Here is a 20,804-nt window from a genome sequence, read left to right on the forward strand (position 1 = left end):
GGCCCTGCATGAGGCGCCACAGCTCAGCCGTGTTCGGCGAGGTGGCTGAGCAGCAGCTCGGTGAAGACGCCGGGCGCCTCGTCGGTGACGAAGTGGTTGACACCGTCGATTTCCTCGAAGCGGTACGGGCCGGTCACGTGGCCGGCCGTGTTCTCCGCTGCCATGCGGCCTACGGTGACGTCCTCGTTGCCCCAGACGTACATGGTGGGGACGGCGGTGGGCGGGGTGCCGTTGGATTGGATCCTTGAGGGACCCATTGCCCGATACCAGTTGACGGCGGCGTCGAGGGCATCCCGCTCGCCGAGCGTCGAGAGGTAGGCGTCGATGTCGGCCTCGGGAACTCCGTTGCGAGCCATCGCTCGCCGCAGGGGACCGGCGGCGTCGACGAGCAAGTTGTCGGTTGCCTCGGAACGCTGGAACGCCGGGTGATGGCGGGAGCGATGGGCTTGCTCGGGGTCATCCCGCATCGCAGACATGAATGCCACGGGATGGGGCCGCGAGACAACGCTCAACGAGATGACCCGCTCGGTGTGGTGCGCGGCGATGAACCAGCTGAGCGCACCTCCCCAGTCATGCCCGACGATGTGAAACCGATCCGCTCCGAGGCTGTCAGCGATGCCCAACGCATCGGCGATGAGCAACTCAACGCGGTAGTTGTCGATGCCCTCCGGGCGGGCGCCTGCCGAGTAACCCCGCTGATCGGGGGCGCAGGCGCGGTACCCGGCTGCCGCTAACGCGGGCAATTCGGCACGCCAGGTGTGGCGCGTCTGGGGAAACCCGTGCAGCAGCAGCACCGCGGGTCCGTCCGCCGGGCCGGCGACATCCGCGGTGAAGTGCAGCCCGTTCGACTCGATCACGGTCGTGTTGACGCCGTTCGTGCTCGTCATCGCTACGGCCCTTTCGGTGGAGTGAGGTGACGCACAGCATGCCGCAACCGTCGGACGTTTCGCTGGGAGCCAACGAATAAGGTCGCCCCCGGCAGCCAACGGCTGCGAGCGCCGCTGGAGCGTCGTGGGGATCGATCAGGGGAGGGGAGGTCGCGGTGATCATCGACTGCCACGGCCACTACACCACAGCGCCTCCGCAGCTCGGCGAGTACCGCGACGCCCAGCGCGCCGCGCTCGATGTCGATCCGGACGTCGTCGGCGCCAAGGGTGTGCTGGACATCAGCGACGACGAGATTCGTGACAGCATCGAGCAGAATCAGCTACGGCTGCAGCGTGAACGCGGCTCGGACCTCACGATCTTCTCGCCGCGAGCCTCGTGGATGGGCCACCACGAAGGCAACGAGCACACGTCTCGCTTCTGGTCTGAGCACTGCAATGAGCTCATCCGCCGGGTCTGCGACCTGTTTCCGCAGAACTTCGTGCCGGTCTGCCAGCTGCCGCAGTCGCCGAGCGTGCCGATCGACAACTCGGTGCGCGAGCTTCGTCGCTGCGTCGACGAGATGGGCTTCATCGGCTGCAATGTCAGCCCTGACCCTTCCGGCGGCTACTGGACCGGGCCGCCTCTCGGCGACCGCTACTGGTGGCCGCTGTGGGAGGCCATGGCCGAGCTGGACGTGCCGGGGATGATCCACGTCAGCGGAACGTGCAACCCCAACTTCCACGCCACCAGCTCGCACTACCTGGGGTCGGACACCACGGCATTCGTCCAGGTGATGATGAGCGACCTGTTCGCCGACCACCCCGACCTGCGTTTCGTGATCCCCCATGGCGGGGGAGCGGTGCCCTACCACTGGGGCAGGTTCCGGGGGATGGCCCAGGACATGGGGCTGGGGCTGCTCGACGAGCTGCTGCTGGGAAACGTGTACTTCGACACCTGCGTGTACCACCAGCCCGGCATCGACGTGCTGGTCAAAGTGGTCCCGCCCCAGAACATCCTGTTCGCGTCCGAGATGGTGGGTGCGGTGCGGGGTATCGACCCGACCACCGGCTTCCACTACGACGACACCAAGCGCTACATCGACGCAGCCGATCTCACCGACGACTCCCGACGCATGATCTTCAGCGAGAATGCGTTGCGGGTGTATCCCCGCCTGGCCGGCGCGCTGGAAGATCAGCAGGGCCGATCAACTGCACCGGCAACGGAGGAGGTTTGATGTCTTCAGGACCCGACCACGGCCGCCACGTCGTGGTCCGCACCATCGAACGTGCCCCTGGCGCGGACATTGCGGGACTGGGCGATGCGGGCACTGCGACTGTGCACGAGGCGATCGGACGCCGCGGCTATCTCGGGCCTGAGCTGCGCCCGATCCAGCAAGGCGTCAAAGTCGCCGGCTCGGCGGTCACCGTGCGCTCGCACCCGGGCGACAACATCATGATCCACGCTGCGGTGGAGGTCTGCCAGCCGGGAGACCTGCTGGTCGTCACCAACACGGCCCCGTCGACTCATGGCATGTTCGGCGACCTGCTGGCGTCCTCGCTGATGTCACGCGGTGTCGTCGGGCTGGTCATGGATGCCGGTGTACGCGACACCATGGACCTGCGGGCCATGGGTTTTTGGGTGTGGACCCGGCATGTGTCCTGCGAAGGCACCGTCAAGGCCAGCCCGGGATCGGTCAACGTACCGATCAGCATCAACGGTGTGATCATCGAACCGGGCGATGTGATCTGCGCCGACGATGACGGCGTCGTCGCTGTGCCACGCGACGAAGCCAGTTGGGCGTTGGAGCGGTCCAACGCTCGGCTTGAGACCGAAGCCGAAACCCGGGCCCGCCTGCAGGCGGGCGAGCTGGGACTCGACATGTACGGGCTGCGCCGCAAGCTGGTCGAGCTGGGCGTGGAGTGGATCGAGTGAGCCCAAGCCTGCACGAGGCGGCAGCGGCCGGGGTGCGCTGCATGGTCATGCGAGGCGGCACCTCCAAGGGCGCATACTTCGTTGCCGACGAGCTGCCGAGCGATCCCGACGAGCGCGATGGGTTGCTGGCGCGAATCATGGGTTCGCCCGACGCCCGCCAGATCGACGGCATCGGCGGAGCGCACCCGCTGACGTCCAAGGTGGCGGTTGTTTCGGCGGCGGATGGGCGCGATGCCGATGTGGACTACCTGTTCCTGCAGGTGGGCGTCGACGACGGCTCGGTCAGCGATCGTCAGAACTGCGGCAACTTGCTGGCCGGCGTCGGGCAATTCGCAATCGAACGGGGACTCGTCGCTGCCGCCGCCGGCGAGGCCCAGGTGAGGATTCGCATGGTCAACAGCGATTCGATGGCGACGACCTCGTTTCCGCTGGAGGACGGTCTGCCGACCTATGACGGTGACACGTCGATCTCTGGGGTGCCGGGCACCTCAGCTCAGGTCCGCCTGGACTTTGCCGACACTGCGGGGTCGTCATGCGGTGCCCTGCTGCCGACCGGTGCTGTTGCCGATCTGATTGACGGCGTCGAGGCGACCTGCGTCGACAACGGCATGCCGACGGTCGTGCTGCGGGCGGCCGAGATGGACATCGCCGGCGACGAGGCACCGCGAGAGCTCGAGGCCGACCAACTATTCAGGGAGCGCTTGGAAGACATCCGCCTGCAGGCGGGAGAGTCGATGAACCTCGGTGATGTGAGTGCAGCCACGGTGCCGAAGATGACGCTGGTGTCTGCTCCCCGGGCAAACGGGCACATCTGCACCCGCACATTCATCCCGCACCGCTGCCACGACGCCATCGGTGTTCTGGGAGCGGTGAGCGTGGCCACCGCGCTGCGGCTGCCCGGTGGCGTGGGCTCAGAGCTGCTGCGTGCTGGGGCCGATCCCGACCTAGTGGAGATCGAGCACCCGACGGGCACATTTGCCGCGCGAGTGGAGTTGACCCACGGCCCCCAGGGCCCTGTCGTGAGGCGATCCGGCATCGTTCGCACCGCTCGCAAGCTGTTCGACGGCCACGTGTTTCCCCGGAGCGCAGCACTGCCCACGAGTGCAGGTCCCTTCCGAGACGCCTGATGGCCCGCACGATCCTGCCGCCGCATCCGTCGCCGCACGCGCCCACCGCGTTCACGCCGCCGCCAGGCGCAACCGACGCGCACTGCCACGTCTTCGGCCCCGCACACCGATTCCCGTTCGCCCCCGAAGCCACCTACACACCGCCGGATGCCGGTATCGACGACTTCGAGGTGCTCCAGGAGCGCTTGGGCCTGTCCCGCGCGGTTTTCGTGCAGGCAAGCTGCCATGGCACCGACAACGCCGCGATGGTCGATGCGCTGGTGCGCGGCGATGGCCGATACGCCGGTGTTGCGATGATCGACGAGTCGTTCAGCGACGCCGAAATCGGCGCGTTGCACGACGTTGGTGTCCGCGGCACCAGGTTCAACTTCGTCGCCCACCTCGGCGGAGCGCCCGACCTCGAGGTGTTCTGGCGGTTGGTGGATCGAGTCCAGCCGTTCGGCTGGCACATCGTGCTGCATTTCGATGCGAAAGACCTGCCGTCGTATGCCGAGATGCTCGACCGGATGCCGTGCCCGTACGTGATCGACCACATGGCCCGCGTTGACGCCTCGGCGGGACTCGACCAGGCGCCGTTTGGCGCCCTGCTGGAGCTGATGCGCGATGAGCGAGCGTGGGTGAAGATCTCGGGCGCGGAACGGCTCACCGCCGGCGGCACGCCCCCCTACGACGACGTGGTGCCACTCGCGCAGGCGCTGATTGCCGCAGCGCCGGATCGGATCCTGTGGGGCACCGACTGGCCGCATCCCAACGTGCGCCACATGCCCGACGACGGCGATCTTGTGGATGTACTCGCGTTATTCGCGTCCGATGAGGTCATCCGCAACCGGGTCCTCGTGGACAACCCCGAGGAGCTCTACGACTTCGGCTAGTGACGTTGGTGACACGGACGGCTAGTTCAACGCGCTAACAAATGTGCCATGGCGGAATTCCGCAGGCCTGACGCTGAGTTTGCTGCGTACGACGAAGCGTTTGACCGCGATGGCACCGTCCGGCCGCTCTACGCGGCAATCGTGGAGCGATTCTCCAACTTCGACGCGGCCGAGTTACGCCGCCGCGAGGGCATCATCGAAGAGGAGTTCCGCCGCCAAGGCATCACCTTCACCGTGTACGGCGACTCGAAGGGAACCGAGCGGACCTGGCCGATGGATCTGTTCCCCCGGCTTATCACCGCGGCCGAGTGGCGCGAGATCGAGCGGGGCTTGGCGCAGCGGGTCACGGCGCTGAACCGGTTCCTTGCCGACGTCTACACCGGCGAGGGCGCGGCCATGGCCGACGGCGTCGTGCCCGCATGGCTGGTGCAGTCGTCTGACGGTTTCGAGCGCAACGCGTTCGGCATCAGCGTGCCCCACGATGCTCACTGCGTCATCGCAGGCATCGACCTGGTGCGAGATGCGCAGGGCCAGTACCGGGTGCTCGAAGACAACCTGCGCAATCCGAGCGGGATCAGCTACGTCATCGAGAACCGGGCGGCGATGACCAGGGCGTTTCCCCTCGTCTGGGAAGACCACACGGTCGAACCTGTCAGCCAGTACGGCCGGATGCTGCGAACGGCGCTCGAATCGGTAGCGCCAGCGGGGTCCGGCGACAAGCCGCTCATCGTGATCTTGACGCCGGGCATCTACAACTCGGCGTATTTCGAGCACGCATTCCTCGCTCGGGAGATGGGCGTGGAGCTGGTCGAAGGCCCCGACTTGGTGGTGGACGAGCACGTCGTATACCTGCGCACCATCGAAGGACTGGTTCCCGTCGATGTGATCTACCGGCGCATCGACGACACATTCTTGGACCCGGTGTCGTTCCGCCCCGATTCGACACTGGGAGTGCCGGGACTTCTCGGCGCAATCCGTGCCGGCACGGTGACGGTGGCCAATGCCGTCGGCAACGGTGTGGCCGATGACAAGGCCATCCACCCCTATGTGACCGACCTCATTCGCTACTACCTCGGCGAGGAGCCGATCCTTCCCAACGTTGAGACCTACGTGATGTGGGAGCCCGATCAGCGCGCAGCGGCGTTCGAGCGGCTGGACGAGCTGGTCATCAAGCCGGTCGGCGAATCGGGGGGCTACGGCATCGTCATCGGGCGCAACGCCACCGACGAGGAGCTCGCCAATGCGCGGGCGGAGATCGAGGCGGATCCCCGTAACTGGGTGGTCCAGGAGGTGGTGGAGCTGTCGACGCTGGCCTCCATGTGCGATGACGTGCTCGAGCCCCGCCACCTCGATCTGCGGCCGTTCGTGATCACCGGGGAGCGGACGCAGGTATTCCCCGGCGGCCTGACGCGGGTGGCGATGCGGAAGGGCTCGCTTATCGTGAACTCGTCTCAAGGCGGCGGCTCCAAGGACACTTGGGTTCTGGCGCCCGGCACCAACTCGGGGGCGGCAGAGCTCGCCGGCGAACCGTCGATGGATGCCGCCGGGCAGGAGTCGGCCCGATGATCCTGGCCCGACATGCCGATTCGATGCTGTGGGCGGGCCGCTACTTGGAGCGCGCTGACACCATCGCCCGGTGCGTATCGGTCGAGACCAACGCAGTGATGCATCGCCCGCCCACTGAGGCCCGGCTCGCGTCGCGCCGGCTGGTGCAGGCGCTCGGGCTGCAAGACGAGTTCGTGGCCGCCCAAGTCGGAACCGGACCGTACGCAGTCATGGACTTCTTGGTTTCCGCTGAAACGAATCCGGGTTCGGTCGTGTCGTCGGTGCAGGCTGTGCGAGAGAACCTGCGCATCGTGCGAGACCGCATCCCGGTGGAGCTGTGGGAGGAAGCCAACAGCCTCCACATCCTGATGCAGAGCGCCAAGGCCGTCAGCTCGGGGGCGCGGGAACAGACCGGCGGCGAGGTGTCGCGGATGTCGGTCATCACCGCCCGACGGGGCTGCCGGTCGTTGAGCGGAGTGATGACCGAATCGATGATGCGCGACGAGGGCTATGCCTTCATCGAGGTGGGCCGCCTGCTGGAGCGCTCCATTTTGACGGTCGAACTGCTGAAGTCTGGTTTGGGCACTGGCGGGGATGTGTTCGACGGCAACCGGCTGCTGGCGTTCACTCATTCGCTGCAGGCGGCTCGCCGTGAGATCGGCCACTCCCCAAACTGGGCCGCCGTCGCCAAGTTCCTGCTCCAGCACTTCGATCTGCCCCGCTCGGTGCTGTGGTGCCTGGGTCGGGTGGAGCAACGACTGGAAGATCTCGCAGCCGCGGCAGCCGCGGTTGCCATTCCGCGACGCCGCGCTGGCGCCTTGCGGGCCCACCTGGAGTACGGCGAACTCGACGGTTCGCTGGCCGCCGAGCCCGACACGGAGTTGTCCGAGCTGGGCACTTCGCTGGCCACGCTGGCGACTGACGTGCATGCCAGCACCGTTTCCGGATCCGGTCAGGTCGAGGTGCACGCCCAGTTTGTGCGCCCAGGTGACGGCGGGGAGGCGGCGCCGTGAGGCTCGACATCGCCTACCGGCTGCACTTCCAGTACGCCGCTCCGGTGTCGGAGTCGCAGAACGAGATACGCGTCCGCCCTCGCGATGACCTCCGCCAGCAAGTGCTGTCGTACCGGCTGACGACGACACCGGCGACACGGGTCTTGCAGACACGCGACTACTTCGGAACGACCGTCGATCATCTCGGCGTGCGGGGCGCCCACCGTGAACTGTTGGTGGTCGCCGAATCGTCGGTGGAGACTGCGCCGATCCCCGATGGCCCACCGGTGGTGAGCTGCGAGCGGCTCGCCGATGTGGACTTCGTGAACTCCCATGTGGAGTACCTGGCGCCGTCCCAGCATGTGCGGTGGGGGGATCTCATCAATGAGGTCGCCTCGTGGTCGGTCCGCTCGGCGCCCGACAATGTCAGCGCTCGCGTGCTCGCGGTGGTGCAGGCGGTGCCGACGGTCTTGACCTACGAACGAGGTTCGACATCGATCGGGGTGACGCTGGAGGAGCTGGTGGACGGCGGTCGCGGCGTCTGCCAGGACTTCGCGCACCTTGCTGTGGGCATGCTGCGCTGCGTCGGCATCCCTGCCCGGTACGTGTCGGGCTACCTGTTCGCAGTCGACGAGACGACACCCGATGGTGACGGCACTGACGGTTCGCCTGCGGCCGCAGCGAGCAGGGCAGAGGACTTCGTGGCTGACAACGACACCGGCGAGCCGTCGGGCGTGCCGAACTCCGACGGCGAGGCACCATCTGCCGTCTCGGTGCAGACCCATGCCTGGATCGAGGCCGCTGTGCCTGGCTTCGGCTGGTACGCGCTCGATCCAACCAATGGCGGAGCGGTCGGCGAGCGTCACGTGATCATCGGTCACGGGCGCGACTACAACGACGTCGCGCCGGTGCGCGGCGTCGTCCACGGTTCGGCTGACGCCGAAGTTGACGCCGAGGTGATCATCGCCCGGCCCACGGCGCCCACTTCGATGGTGACCGAGCCGATTCGCCGCCGCTCCAACGTGGCCGTCGCCTCCCCGGCTGCTGCGATGGCCGACCACCAACAGGCCGCCAAGCAACAGCAGCAGTAGCGGGGCCCGCTACCAGGGATCGATCGGGTGCTTGCGGCTCTCGCGCGGCTGCGGGGTTGGCAGCGCCGCCAGCAGTCGGGCGATCAGGTCGCGAGTCGTGGCTGGGTCGACGATGTCGTCCAGCAAGAACGACCGGGCGAATTCCAGGCCGGTATTGCGTTCCTTCCACTCCGCGACGCGCCGATCCTGGATCTCGCGCCGGATTGCGTCGTCTGGCGCAGCCTCGAGCTCGTCGCGGAACACGATGTTCACAGCGCCTTCGAGGCCCATGCCGCCGAATTCCGCAGTCGGCCAGCCGACATACAGGTCAGGGTTCAACGCGTCGGAACCCATCGCGTAGTAGCCGAGGCCATATGCCTTGCGCAGGATCACGGTCAGGATCGGCACGTCGACAGCGCTGAGCGCCACCAGGGTGCGGGCGCTGTGACGCACGAGAGCGGACTTCTCCGCAGCCGTCCCGATCATGAAACCGGGCGTGTCGCACAGGAAGAGCAGCGGCAGGTCGTAGGCGTTGCACAGCTCGACGTGGCGCGAGAACTTGGCCGAGCCCTCGGCATCGATCGCGCCTGCTCCGAACATCGGGTTGTTCGCAAGCACACCGATGGGGTGTCCGTCGATCCTGCACAGCGACGTTGACAAGCACCGGCCGAACTTGGGGCGCAGCTCCAAGACGGACCCTTCGTCGGCCAGGATCTCCACGATCTTGCGCACGTCATAGGCACGTCGAGTGTTCTCAGGCACCATCGTGCGCAACGGGGTTTGATCCGCGGCGACCGGCGGCGGGGGAGTCGCCACGTCGGTGAAGTACGACAGGTACTTGCGAGCAGTGTGCAGCGCTGCTGTCTCGTCGTCGACAACCAGTTCGATGGTGCCCGCCCGCTCGTGCATCGAGACGGGGCCGAGTTCTTCGGGGGTCAAGTCCTCGCCGGTTGCGGATCTCACGAGCGGCGGGCCCGAGAGGCCCAGCGTCGAGTTCTTGGTCGCGATCACCACATCGGAGGTGCCGGCAATGTTGGCCTGGCCGGCGAAGCTCGGTCCCGACAGGATCGTGACGATCGGCACCAGGCCTGAGAGCCGTGCGAGCTGGATGAACGTGGTCGCCGTGCCGCTGTCGTAGAACAGCTCGGTGGCGCGCGCCCCGGCGCCTTCTGACCAGAAGATGACCGGCCAGCGGTTGCGCTCGGCCACCTCCATCATCCGGTCTACCTTGCGATGGTTGGTCGGGCTCTGGCTGCCGCCCATCACCGTGTAGTCGTAGGTGAAGGCGCACACCGCGACGCCGTCGACGCGTCCGACGCCCATCACCAAGCCGTCGGCTGGGGCGTCGCCCAGCGAGCGGATCTGAGGCTGTGCGAGCTGTCCGTACTCGACGAACGTCTCAGGATCGAACAGGGCGGCGATGCGTTCTCGAGCCGTCCATCGGCCTCGTGCGTGCTGGCGAGCCACGGCGGTGGGCCGGGCTACGTCCAGCGTTGCCTCCTTGGCTGCCATGGCCTTGGCCAGCCGCGGCGTTGTCGCGTTATCGGATGTGGCTTCATCAGTCACAGTGTCTGAACTTAGGAGCCGCGCGGGTAGGTGCGCCCGCTGGGGAAGCGGCAAGAGCCTCGGCTCCAGCGATCCGGCAGGCGAGAGATCTATACCGCAGCGCATCTCTTGGTCGGCGTCATCACCGCATCGCCATCCATCCAGAAGGGAACCGGTCGCAACGTCGCCGAGTCTCCTGCCGCCTCCCCAGCTCCGGCATCTGCGCCTACTGGCTTGAGTCCTGAGAGCTCGCGCGGACAGGGCGCATTCGCGGCGTTAGGGTGCGCGGCGTGAAGCCGACTGATGAGGCGTTGGCCGAGCGACGGGCGCGAGTGGCGAAGCGCTGGGAGCTGACCGACGAGGTGGTGCTCCTGCGGGCGGGAGAGCCCGCTGGCTGGTCGGGGACAGATCAGCATTTCGCCTTCCTGCCGCATCCTGACGTCGCATATCTCACGGCGGTGGGATCGCCGGGCACGACGCTGGCCTTCGATGCCGCGGCCGGCGAATGGGAGCTCTTCGGGCCCCGCTTCACGCCCGAACGGCTCGTGTGGGAGCAGCCGCCGACACCCGTGGGCCGACCGCTGGACGAGTTGGGCGACTGGCTGGCGGAGCGAGGCGATCGCACCGTCATCGAGCTGGGCGCCGGTGCTGAGATGCCCGAGACGCTGCCGGCTGCGGCCGAGAAGGCTGAGTCCGACACGCCCGCCAGCAACGGGCAGCCCGCAGAGGCGTCTGACGACTCGACTGACGAACAGGCCGATGCATCGCCGGAAGCGACCGTCCTGCGACTGGGCGCTGCGATTGCGCTGGAGCGCATGACCAAGGACGAAGCCGAGCTTGACGACATCCGTTGCGCCGCTGCCGCGAGCGCAACCGGATTCGACTGGGTGTACGCAAACGCCGCGGCAGGCATGACTGAGCGCGAGATCCAGGTCGGCATGGAGGCACAGTTCTTCGCTGCGGGAGCACCCCGGGTGGCCTACGACAGCATCGTTGCCTCTGGCCCGCATGGGGCGTACTTGCATTACGTCTATGCGGGCGACGATCCCCTGCGGCCGGCGACCAGGACGGTGGAAGCCGGCGACCTGTTGCTCATCGACGCCGGGGCGCAATTCGGCGGTTACGCCAGCGATGTGACCCGCACGATGGTCGTGGGCGCCGATCCCACTGACGAGCAGGAGTACATCTGGAAGCTCGTGCTGAGCGCCCAGCAGCAGACGATCGACATGTGCAGGCCTGGGATCGTGTGGCGCGATGTGCACCTGGCTTCCGCCCGGATCCTGGGGGCGGGACTGGTCGAGATGGGCGTGCTGCGGGGTGACCCGGCAGAACTCGTGACCCAAGGCGCGGTGGCGCTGTTCTTCCCTCATGGGCTCGGGCACCTGCTGGGTCTGTCGGTGCACGACATCACGAGCGTTCCGTACAGCCGAACGCCGAGCGACGACCCGGTGCTGTCGAGGCTGGGGCCAGAACGAGTCCTCGCTGCCGGCATGGTCACCACCGTGGAGCCCGGGATCTATTTCATCGATGCCCTGCTGTGCGACCCGGCCCGGCGGGAGAAGTTCGCAGACAGCGTGGTGTGGGATCGGGTCGACGAGTTGAGGGGTTTCGGCGGCATCCGGATCGAGGACGATGTGCTCGTGACCGATGCCGATCCTGAGGTGCTGACGGCGGCGATCGCCAAGCCGATCCGCATCGGTTGAATCCGGAACGGTTCGCGCAGTGCTTCACCGATTGTGCGACGGCCGCACGGATGGCATCGGATGAGCCCGCAGCGCTTCGACGCCATCGTCATCGGCGCCGGTGTCATCGGCACGTCAGTCACGTGCGAGCTGGCACGGCGCGGCTGGCGGGTGCTGGGCCTCGACCGCAACCCCGGCGCCGGCCAGGGTTCCACCAGCGCCTCGTCGGCCATCGTGCGGTTCACCTACTCGACCCGCTCGGGCGTGGCGATGTCCTACGAAGGCCTGCAGTACTGGCTGGATTGGCCCAACCACATCGGCGCGTGCGACGAGGCGGGCTACGCAGGGTTCACCGAGTGCGGGATGGTGACGCTCTTCAGCGGCGAAGGTCCCCACCTGCTGCCGGTGCCGCACTTCGAGGCGCTCGGCGTTCCCCATGAGATCTGGGATTGCGACGAGACGGTCGCCCGGCTCGTCCCGCTCGACATGGCCCGTTTCGGTCCGCCCCGCCAACTCGACGACCCTGACTTCTGGGCGGAGCCCACGTCGCGCCTCGAGGGCGCCCTGTGGACGCCCGAAGCTGGGTACGTGGGCGATCCGCAGCTTGCCGCCCACAACCTGCGGCTCGCGGCGGAGGCTGCAGGTGCCGAATTCCGCTTCGGTGCGACCGTGGTCGGGATCTCAGGCTCCGGTCGCGCCGAGGGCGTGGTGCTCGCCGACGGCACTGAGGTGTCGGCGCCCGTGGTGGTGAATGTCGCCGGTCCGCACAGCAGCGCCGTCAACCGCCTCGCCGGCGTGCTCGACGACATGTCGATCAGCACCCGGCCGCTGCGCAAGGAGGTGTATCACGTGCCCTCGCCGCCGGGTGTCGACTTCGAGCACCGTGGTGCAGCGATGGCCGACGACGACTGCGGCTGCTATGTGCGGCCCGAGGTGGGCAACAACGTCCTCATCGGCTCCCTCGAGTTGGATTCGACGCACTTCGAGTGGCTCGACACCGACAAGATCGACGGCTGCTCACAAGACCTCAGCCGTGATCAGTGGGAAACCCATGTGCTGCGGTTCGCCCGGCGGATGCCCGATCTCGGACTGCCGCACCAGCCGCGAGGCATCGTAGGCGTGTACGACGTGGCCGACGACTGGATCCCGATCTACGACCGCACGTCGCTCGACGGGTTCTACGTAGCGATCGGCACCAGCGGCAACCAGTTCAAGAACGCCGCAGTCGCCGGCCATTGCATGGCCGAGCTGATCGGTGCGGTCGAAGCCGGCCACGACCACGACGCCGACCCCGTCGTCGTGACCGGCAAGCACACCGGCTTCGACATCGACATGGGCACGTTCTCCCGCAAGCGGGACCTCCACGGCTCGTCAATGTCGGTGCTCGGCTAACGCCGACCGCACATGTGACAGTGCTCGGCAAAGTTTGGTTGCTCGCTGGCTTGCGGCAAACATCGGCATTGTTTCCCTCTCGGGAAAGCCCAATTTCTGACACGCCTCTGAATCGAATCTCCGTTAGAACATTCGTTCTTGACTTGACGCTTGAACGTGCCTTACGTTCGTGTGCAGCGGCCCGGTTGTATCCGGGCACCGACAGTACGAAGGAGTCAAGGATGTTGCATCAGGAACTGCGGAGTCGGGGCGACCCCGCCACTTCTCGCTTTGGTCGGTTTGGCAGACGGTCCCGCATGCGGGACCGTTTTTGGGTTCTGGTGGCGCTTGTCGTCGCAGCAGTGGTCTTGGCGCCGATGTCGGCCGGCGCGGGCGGCCCCGACGGCCCCCTCCACTCGGGCACGGCCGGTGACCATCTGGACACATCGCCGTCCGGTCCACTGGGAAGCACGTCTGATGGAAACGGCCCGCCGGATTCCGCGCTCGTTGAGATGGCGAATCAACTCGCCGCCGAGTTTGGCGTCGGCGCCGATGCAGCACTGGCCCGTCTGCGGCATCAAGAGGCCGTTGCACCGCTGATCGCGAAGTGGCGGCGGCAGCATCCAGAAGCATTCGGAGGCGCCTACCACGCCGACGGCTTCGCCACTCGGACGACGGTGCGTTGGGTTGGGCAAGTGCCCGCCTCGATCGTTGCCGAAATTGAGCAGTCGGGTCTGGCGATTGGATTGGATGCCACCGCTACCGCTTCGCAAGCTGCGCTGGTCGGGATGACCCGTGCGATAGCGCAAGCACTGCACGACGCCGGTTCGACTGATTTTGCGGTGGCACCGAATATTCGCACGCAGAGAATCGACGTCATTCTCGGCGTCACCGACGAGACTTCTGCGAACGCGAGCGAATTCGAACGAACGATCCGGGAACTGGAGACCTCGACCATCGGTGTAGGCGTCAGCCGTGTCACTGAGGGTCCGTTCACGCCCGACACGGCGCAGGGCGGCACGGTTGGCAGCACCAAGAGCGACGGTTCGGACATCGAATGCACGTTCTCATTCGGCGTCCGTTCCGGTTCGACGTACGGTCTGCTGGCAGCAGGCCACTGCGCGAACACGCTGTACTACGTCGATCCTGTCTCTGCTAGCACAACAGCGCTGACGTTGCGGGACGAGTACGCGGGCTACTACGGCGACTTCGCTTGGTACTCGTACTCGGGCACCGTCCAGCCGAAGTTCTATGCCGGATCAGGAACCTCGAATCTGCGTACGGTGACGAGCGTCAAGTCGGCGAGCGCGATTGCGATTGGCGACTACTACTGTAAGTTTGGGCGCGCCTCGAACCGGCCGGACTGCAACAACGTCAAGTACACCGATGTGTGCCACAACGGCGACAGTCTCGTGTGCAGTCAGGTACGCATGCGAAGCGTGTATGGGGCAGGCGGGGACAGCGGTGGCCCGTGGTACTCAGGCACTCAAGCTGTGGGCATCAACACCGGCCGGTATGGCAGCGGCGGAGTCTCTTCGACGACCAACAGCGAGCATGCTTTCACCCCAGTCTCCTTGGCGGCAGACGAGCTCGGCGTACAAGTGTTGACCAGATAGTGCGTATCGCCAGTAGCAGACTACGACGGCGGCAACCGTGGCCAGGCCGCCGAGTGCTGTGGGTGTCCGCCACGGCAGTCGTCGGTGCGCTCGCTATCGGGAACGCCTGTACAGCCTTGTTTCGGGAAGCCGCCGAGGGGCCTCCGAGCCGCCTCGTGCAAGTCGAATACAGGCCCGACGCTTGGACCGACGTCCGCTATTCGCCCCGGCAGGTGCTGCTCGATATCGGAATCCGCTGCATCACCGGTACCGGTCGCGACGGCACCAGGTATTTGCTGCTGTTCGAGACTGGCCGCGAACTCGTCGAAGTCGACGGCTCGCCGGCGATCGCGGGCGTGTACCTGCCGAACCTGTCGCTGCTGCGATCTGCGACAACCGCCGCCGCAGTACCGCAGGCAACGGTGAATCTGCTCGGCGAGGACGACCACGAAGCGCTGTACTTCGATCCCCACGGCTCGGTTGTCCGAGGCGACCGCAACGGATTCTGGGTAGGGGCACACGGAGAGGAATGGGGCGTCGGCAGTTTCGCAACTCAAGGCACTGCCGCTAATGGCGAAGTGATGCTTACCTCCATCAGGGCTGTGGGTCACCCCGGGCTGCGATGGCTGACCACGCCATACCCGGAATGCGAGCAGTACCCCCACGCATGGGTGCCGAACGACCTTCCGACGTGACAATGCAGCCTTTGCAGTGTTGGACGCTCCCTTGTCAAGTGGCGAGCGCGAGGAGGTGGTTTCGTGCTCGTTCGTCGCGCCACATTCGGGGGCCTGATGATTCGCTTGGTCAAGACCAGGCGAACACTGGCTGTTCGAGCTCGTCGACGCGGGTGTTGAGGCCGTCGTAGGCGACCGCTCGGAATTGGTAGAGCACGGCGCCGGTGGGGGCGTGGATGAGGTCGCCGCCGATGGGGATCTGCACGACTGGGCGGTCGCTCTCAGGAATGCTGACAAAGCGAGGCGAGTCGTCCCTTGTCAGTTCGCGCATCGATATGCGATGCACCGAAGCCACTTCTGCGGGGTTGGCTACCGGTTCGCGGTCGTCCGACAGCCAGAACACGAACGGGCTGATCACGTAGCCCGAGCGGGTGGGGTAGTCGTCGAGCCGGCCGAGCAGATCGTCGCTGGTGAGCCGCAGTCCGACTTCTTCGTCGGCTTCCCGCATGGCCGCTTCCAGCGGTGTCTCACCGGCATCCAAGCGGCCTCCCGGCAGGGCCCATTGGCCGCCGTGGCCGCGCAGATGCGAGCCACGCCGGGTGAGCAGCACTGCTGCGCCACCGGCAGTGCCTTCCACGTCTCCGGTCAGCATCGGGTCGTCGGCGGCTCCGGGAACCGCGGCCAGCATCTCGCGTCGCTCCTCAGCGGTCAGACCGCGGAACGCCGGATCGGCCCCGTGCAGTTCGGCGTCGCTGTCCAACACGATCACTGCGACTGCGGCGTGCTTGCGGCCCTCACCCGGATGCCGCTGGACGTCGTGTCGGGCCAAGTTCGCCGACAGCCGTTCCCGCAGCGATTCGTCGTGGGCGATCTCGCCGGTTGACGGCTCAGGCGACATAGCCCGAGAGTCTGGCACCTCGCCCTTACGGCCCGCCGGTAAGCGGGACTCTCTACGATCGCTGGACGTGAACGCGCAACGCCAGATCGTTTTGGTGGGTTTCCTGCAGGCGCAGAACTGCACGACGATCCCCGCAGCGTGGCGGCATCCGCAAGCCCGGCACGATGTAACCAGCTTCGACTACTACCGCCACATCGGCGAAGTGCTCGAGGCGGGCTGTTTTGATCTGGGCTTCTTCGATGACCGGCTCGCCATGCCCGACATGTTCGGAGGCGATCACCGTCACACCGTGGAAGCAGGCATCCGCTGCGTAAAGCTCGACCCGGTGACTGTGCTTACCGCGATGGGCGTGGCCACTAGCAGGCTCGGGCTCGGCGCCACCTACTCCACGACCTACTACGAGCCGTTCCATGTGGCCCGGGTGTTCGCCACCTTGGACCACCTCACCGGCGGCCGCGCAGCGTGGAACGTCGTCACCTCAGTCAACGACAACGAAGCACGCAACATGGGTCTGGTCCAGGCCCCTGCCCACGACGAGCGCTACGACCGGGCGGACGAGTTCATGGAGGTCGTCCACGGCCACTGGGACACCTGGGAGGCCGACGCCATCGCCGCTGACCGGGTGAGCGGGGTGTACGCCCACGGCGATCGGGTGCACCGTCTCGACCACGACGGCGAGTGGTTCTCGTCGCGGGGGCCGTTCACCGTGCCGCGCACGCCTCAAGGGCATCCGGTGGTCATCCAGGCCGGCCAGAGCGGCCGGGGCACTGCCTTTGCGGCCCGCTGGGGCGAGCTGCTGTTCGTCAGCCACGTGCGGCTTGATGCCGCTGTCGATCAGTACGGCGCGGTGAAGTCGCAGATCGCCGAGCTGGGCCGCGACCCTGATCAGGTGAAGATCACCAACCTCACGTTCCCGGTGGTCGGGCGTACCATGGCCGAGGCGGAAGATCGCCGAGCGGCTTACGACGAGCTGCCGACGCTGATCGACGACCTGTCCCTGCTGTCGGAAGGGCTGAACTTCGATTTCGCGGCCCGCGGCCTCGACGAGCCTTTGTCCGACGACGACCTCGACGCCATGACGGGCATCCAGGGCATCCGCAACCAGGTGCTCCAGATCACCGGGCGCGCCAATCCCACTGTGCGCGACTTCGTGCAGATCTCAGGCCGGGGTCGGCTGGCTCACCCGACCGTCGGCGGCCCGGTCGAGCTGGCCGACCACTTCGAGGAATGGTTCACCGAGCGTGCAGTGGACGGGTTCGTGATCGCTGGCACACACATGCCTGGGGCATTCGAGGACTTCGTCGAACTCGTCGTGCCCGAGCTCCAGCGCCGTGGACTGTTCCGAACCGAGTACGAGGGCACCACGCTGCGCGACCACCTCGGCTTGCAGGTGCCCGAGCCTGGTTCGTGGCGCCTGACCTAGCCGTCAGCCTGACTTCTGTGCAGAAATGCCGCCGTAGACGGCTCTTTTGCACAGAAAATGCGTTGGGCTCAAATCTGTGCAGAAGTGCCGTCGCAGACAGCTCTTGTGCACAGAAAACGCCTCGGCCTTAGGTCTGTGCAGGAGTGCCGCCGCTAAAGCTGCGGGTGTGTGCGGCCAACTCAGCAGCGGTTGCGGTGTGGATGTCGCCGAGGGCGTTCACCTCGCCGAGAGCAGCGTCGAGAATCTGGGCCCGGAACGGCTGACCGGCGAGCCAAGGACGCAGCGTCAGCATCAGCAGACGCGCTCCTGCCGGATGCTGAGTGCCGTCAAGGTGCATACGGGCTGCGGCTTTCGTAACGATCTCGTGCCAGCCGTTCAGGGACACCCGCCGGTGCCACAGTGCGAACTCGTCGTCGGCTTCGAGGAACAGCGGCAACGACACCATCGGCGCAGTGCCCTTGAGACGACCTACCCCGGCCAGCACGCCGTCCGTCGTCATTAGGAAAGGCTGCTCGTCATTGGGCCAATCCAACACGGTGTCGATTCCGGCCTCTGCCAACAGCGCCGGGGTACGGAACGACTCAACCCCTTCGGCTGAAAACCAGGTGGTCGGGCGGATTCCAGTGTTGGCCTCGATGGCATCGATGCTTCGCGCAATGGCATCTCTCTCGTCAGACTCGGAGTTCTTGGAGGTGATGAGCTGGGTCGCTGCGATGCCTCGCCCAGCAATCTCACAGCCTCGCTCGACGAGGTGGGACGTCAGCCACGGGTAGTGCTCGGCGGTCAGCGCGTCGACAGCCACGGTTGTGGCGATGCCGTGCCGATCGAGCACATCCAGCAAACGGAAGATGCCGACCCGGTGTCCGTACTCGCGGATGGTGAGCTGCGGGTAGTCAGGAGCGGGCAGCCGAGCAAGCCCGCCGCTGCGTCGTCGCAAGGCATACGCATCTGGCGGCGGCTCCCATTCGACGTGCTCGAGCACGATCACCGCGCCGACCGCGAGGGGGCTGTGGTCGGGCCACTCGAAGCCGGCACGGCCCGGCAGGGGCGACCAGTCGTAGTAGGGGTGGTCCATGCCGCGCTGGTGGTGGGCCGGGCCGAATTCGTAGGGGGCCTGACGGGTTGTTGCGAGGCCCAGACTGGCGGTTGCGGCGGTGCCGGATGCCTTTCCGACGTTCCGGTGCGCCGGAGGTGCGGCCAGGCGGTGCGGGCTCGCTGTGACTCGCGTCGGCGACTGCTGGGGTTTTGGCGGCGCCAGCTCGTGGACGACGGCGTCGTCGTAGTGATGGTCGAGGTAGTGCTGCGCGATCCGGCTGGCGGTGGTCTGCCACACGTCGTCGTGGCCCATCAGGTATTCGAGCATCGCCGCGAGCCCGTCGACCCGGTGAGGCATGCCCATCAGGTACGGGTGCAGGGCCACGCACATCACCCGGCCGCCGGCCGAGTCGTCGGCCTCACGGCGCAGCACATCGAGCTGGGCACGCGCCATCGCCACGAATTCGCCAGTGTCGTGATGCTGGGTGAACACCGGGACGTCGTTCAGCTCCATCGAGTACGGCACCGACACGAGTCGCTGCCCGCCCCGAGTCGCCAGCGGCACGGGCTGATCGTCGTGGAACCAGTCGGCGTGGTAGATCAGCCCCGTCTCAGCCATGAGATCCGGCGTCAGGGCGGTGTTGGAAACAGCGGGCCCGAGCATGCCCTGCAGCTGCTGACCGGTGTGGCTGCGCAGTGCCTCGATGCACTCGATGTAGAACGCCTGCTCGGCGGTCTCGTCGATAGAGGAGATGTAGCGCGTGTTGTAGATGCCGTGGGACATGATCTCCCAGCCGCGCTCGACCATGGCCGAGCCGACCTCGGGGTAGTGGTCGAACACGGCGAGGTTGGTGGAGGCCGTTGCGACGATGCCGTAGCGATCCAGCACCTCGATCATGCGCCAGAAGCCAACGCGGTTGCCGTAGTCGCGGTAGCCGTAGCCCTGCACATCAGGGTGCGGCGAGCGCGTCCAGGTGTTCCGCTGCGGGTCACGCGGCGGCAGGAACTCGTAGTGCTCGACGTTGGGGGCGATCCACAACGCCACACGAGCATCGTTGGGCCACCGGACCCGCGGCCGATCGGTGATCGGCAGGTACCTCACCCGGTGCGGCGGCAAGCTGCCCGGCAGCGGTGCGATCAGGCCAGAGGCCGTGTTGTCCATGAGCCGACGCTACGACAGCCTGTTGATCGCACGTCGTTCGTCGCCGCTTGCAGTCCCTAGTGACCGCCGACCTAGCATCTCGCCGTGGCAGTTGGCGACCGGCGGCACCGGCCCATACCGGCTCTGATCGGTGACACGTTTAATGTCGTCGGACGGCGCTTTCGCGAAATCGCAGTCATCGCCATCGTCGCCGCGGCTGTGGCGGTCATCTCGGTGGCTGCGATCACGTCGGCTCTCGACATCGTCAACGAAGAAATCCTTGAGAACCCCAGATTCGAAGAGCTCATCGACCTGACAGCGCAGGAACAAGCTGAGAGCGAAGACATCGAAGTCGCAGTCGAAGCATGGCTGGAATCGACAGAGGGGGATCGGTTGGTCAATGCGGGGCTGCTGGTCGCGGCGGGTGTGCTGGTCTCGCTGCTCGGTTGGGCGACCACCATCGCCTTCTCGCTGGTCGCACTGGATGACGTCGAGGGCCGCTTTTCAACGATCGGAGGCTCACTGCGAACAGGCCTTGCGCGGGTGCCGAAAGCACTCCTGCTGTCGATCGTCTACCTCGCAGTGTTTCTCGTGATGCTCATAGCGCTCGGCATTGCGTTGTTCGTGCTGTCTTTCATGCATCCGTACTTGGGGGTCGCCGCTTTCGTCGTCGGGATCGCGGTCGCCTTCCTCTACTTCATGCCATTGATCCAGATGCACTTCGTGGTGGCCTACGTGGAGCCGGGCTTCCCCTCCTTCCCGCGCTGGTGGCGACTGCTCGCAGGAAACCTGGCCGCTACATGGGGACGCTCGTCGTTGATCATCCTGGCGAACATCGCGGTCGGATTGATCCTGTGGATTGGCCTGCTCGCACTGCCGAGCCCATACGGGGATTTCATCTCGAATGCGATCGTCGGACCCATTTTCGGTGCGCTGTCAGCGATCGCCTACGCGCTGATGTATGCGGACCTCTCGGGCCGGTCGCGGCCGAGTGTGGGGGAGTGGCCGGAACTGGGCGGATGAGCGCCGCAGGTG

17 protein-coding genes are annotated in these 20,804 nt (G+C 66.4%); 13 read left to right on the forward strand and 4 right to left on the reverse strand.

All coding sequences use genetic code 11. The features are described from left to right. Window positions 1-23: 23 nt before the first annotated feature. Window positions 24-887 carry an alpha/beta fold hydrolase gene (locus tag ACOGJB_RS17940; RefSeq protein ID WP_419838444.1) on the reverse strand — a complete coding sequence of 288 codons (864 nt, stop codon included), beginning with the start codon at window positions 885-887 and terminating at the stop codon, window positions 24-26. 155 nt (window positions 888-1,042) lie between these two features. Here ACOGJB_RS17940 and ACOGJB_RS17945 point away from each other — a divergent pair, with 155 nt between their 5' ends. Genes ACOGJB_RS17945 through ACOGJB_RS17975 form a run of 7 tightly spaced genes read left to right on the forward strand, consistent with a single transcriptional unit; the run spans window position 1,043 to window position 8,426 of the window. After that, window positions 1,043-2,101: an amidohydrolase family protein gene (locus ACOGJB_RS17945; protein WP_419838445.1), complete on the forward strand. Its 1,059-nt coding sequence runs from the start codon at window positions 1,043-1,045 to the stop codon at window positions 2,099-2,101. Beyond that, entirely contained in the window at window positions 2,101-2,799 is a 699-nt protein-coding gene (locus ACOGJB_RS17950; RefSeq protein ID WP_419838446.1) for a 4-carboxy-4-hydroxy-2-oxoadipate aldolase/oxaloacetate decarboxylase, read from the forward strand. Before ACOGJB_RS17945 ends, ACOGJB_RS17950 begins: the two co-directional genes overlap by 1 nt. 41 nt (window positions 2,800-2,840) lie before the next feature. Beyond that, window positions 2,841-3,926, forward strand: a complete 1,086-nt coding sequence (locus ACOGJB_RS17955; RefSeq protein ID WP_419840766.1) for a 4-oxalomesaconate tautomerase — start codon at window positions 2,841-2,843, stop codon at window positions 3,924-3,926. Further along, window positions 3,926-4,798 (forward strand): amidohydrolase family protein, encoded by an 873-nt coding sequence (locus ACOGJB_RS17960; protein ID WP_419838447.1) that lies wholly within the window; start codon window positions 3,926-3,928, stop codon window positions 4,796-4,798. The genes ACOGJB_RS17955 and ACOGJB_RS17960 overlap by 1 nt, the downstream gene beginning before the upstream one ends. Before the next feature lie 48 nt (window positions 4,799-4,846). Next, complete coding sequence (locus ACOGJB_RS17965; protein ID WP_419838448.1) at window positions 4,847-6,364, forward strand: circularly permuted type 2 ATP-grasp protein; 1,518 nt, start codon at window positions 4,847-4,849, stop codon at window positions 6,362-6,364. After that, complete coding sequence (locus ACOGJB_RS17970) at window positions 6,361-7,356, forward strand: alpha-E domain-containing protein (protein WP_419838449.1); 996 nt, start codon at window positions 6,361-6,363, stop codon at window positions 7,354-7,356. Before ACOGJB_RS17965 ends, ACOGJB_RS17970 begins: the two co-directional genes overlap by 4 nt. After that, window positions 7,353-8,426 (forward strand): transglutaminase family protein, encoded by a 1,074-nt coding sequence (locus ACOGJB_RS17975; RefSeq protein WP_419838450.1) that lies wholly within the window; start codon window positions 7,353-7,355, stop codon window positions 8,424-8,426. Before ACOGJB_RS17970 ends, ACOGJB_RS17975 begins: the two co-directional genes overlap by 4 nt. Before the next feature lie 9 nt (window positions 8,427-8,435). Here the strand turns inward: ACOGJB_RS17975 and ACOGJB_RS17980 are convergent, their stop codons facing one another. Next, the gene (locus tag ACOGJB_RS17980; protein ID WP_419838451.1) at window positions 8,436-9,971 is read right to left on the reverse strand and encodes an acyl-CoA carboxylase subunit beta; all 1,536 of its coding nucleotides are present in this window, start codon (window positions 9,969-9,971) and stop codon (window positions 8,436-8,438) included. A 269-nt stretch (window positions 9,972-10,240) separates the two neighbouring features. On the opposite strand from ACOGJB_RS17980, the gene ACOGJB_RS17985 reads away from it, so the two are divergent. The 4 genes from ACOGJB_RS17985 to ACOGJB_RS18000 all read left to right on the forward strand — a co-directional run bounded on the left by ACOGJB_RS17985 (window position 10,241) and on the right by ACOGJB_RS18000 (window position 15,293). Beyond that, the gene (locus tag ACOGJB_RS17985; protein WP_419838452.1) at window positions 10,241-11,653 is read left to right on the forward strand and encodes an aminopeptidase P N-terminal domain-containing protein; all 1,413 of its coding nucleotides are present in this window, start codon (window positions 10,241-10,243) and stop codon (window positions 11,651-11,653) included. Between the two features lie 60 nt (window positions 11,654-11,713). Continuing rightward, complete coding sequence (locus ACOGJB_RS17990; RefSeq protein WP_419838453.1) at window positions 11,714-13,024, forward strand: NAD(P)/FAD-dependent oxidoreductase; 1,311 nt, start codon at window positions 11,714-11,716, stop codon at window positions 13,022-13,024. Window positions 13,025-13,320: 296 nt separating this feature from the next. After that, a complete protein-coding gene (locus ACOGJB_RS17995; protein ID WP_419838454.1) occupies window positions 13,321-14,619 on the forward strand; it encodes a hypothetical protein in 1,299 nt (432 codons plus the stop codon). A 62-nt stretch (window positions 14,620-14,681) separates the two neighbouring features. Then, window positions 14,682-15,293 carry a hypothetical protein gene (locus ACOGJB_RS18000; protein WP_419838455.1) on the forward strand — a complete coding sequence of 204 codons (612 nt, stop codon included), beginning with the start codon at window positions 14,682-14,684 and terminating at the stop codon, window positions 15,291-15,293. A 109-nt stretch (window positions 15,294-15,402) separates the two neighbouring features. Here the strand turns inward: ACOGJB_RS18000 and ACOGJB_RS18005 are convergent, their stop codons facing one another. Further along, window positions 15,403-16,170, reverse strand: a complete 768-nt coding sequence (locus ACOGJB_RS18005; protein WP_419838456.1) for an NUDIX hydrolase — start codon at window positions 16,168-16,170, stop codon at window positions 15,403-15,405. A 67-nt stretch (window positions 16,171-16,237) separates the two neighbouring features. On the opposite strand from ACOGJB_RS18005, the gene ACOGJB_RS18010 reads away from it, so the two are divergent. Then, window positions 16,238-17,593, forward strand: a complete 1,356-nt coding sequence (locus ACOGJB_RS18010; RefSeq protein WP_419838457.1) for an LLM class flavin-dependent oxidoreductase — start codon at window positions 16,238-16,240, stop codon at window positions 17,591-17,593. Window positions 17,594-17,720: 127 nt separating this feature from the next. On the opposite strand, the gene ACOGJB_RS18015 is transcribed toward ACOGJB_RS18010, so the two are convergent. Next, complete coding sequence (locus ACOGJB_RS18015) at window positions 17,721-19,790, reverse strand: polysaccharide deacetylase family protein (protein WP_419838458.1); 2,070 nt, start codon at window positions 19,788-19,790, stop codon at window positions 17,721-17,723. Between the two features lie 84 nt (window positions 19,791-19,874). On the opposite strand from ACOGJB_RS18015, the gene ACOGJB_RS18020 reads away from it, so the two are divergent. Beyond that, window positions 19,875-20,792, forward strand: a complete 918-nt coding sequence (locus tag ACOGJB_RS18020; protein WP_419838459.1) for a hypothetical protein — start codon at window positions 19,875-19,877, stop codon at window positions 20,790-20,792. Window positions 20,793-20,804 lie beyond the last annotated feature (12 nt).

The organism is Candidatus Poriferisodalis sp., from assembly GCF_965208895.1.
Lineage (GTDB): Bacteria > Actinomycetota > Acidimicrobiia > Acidimicrobiales > Poriferisodalaceae > Poriferisodalis.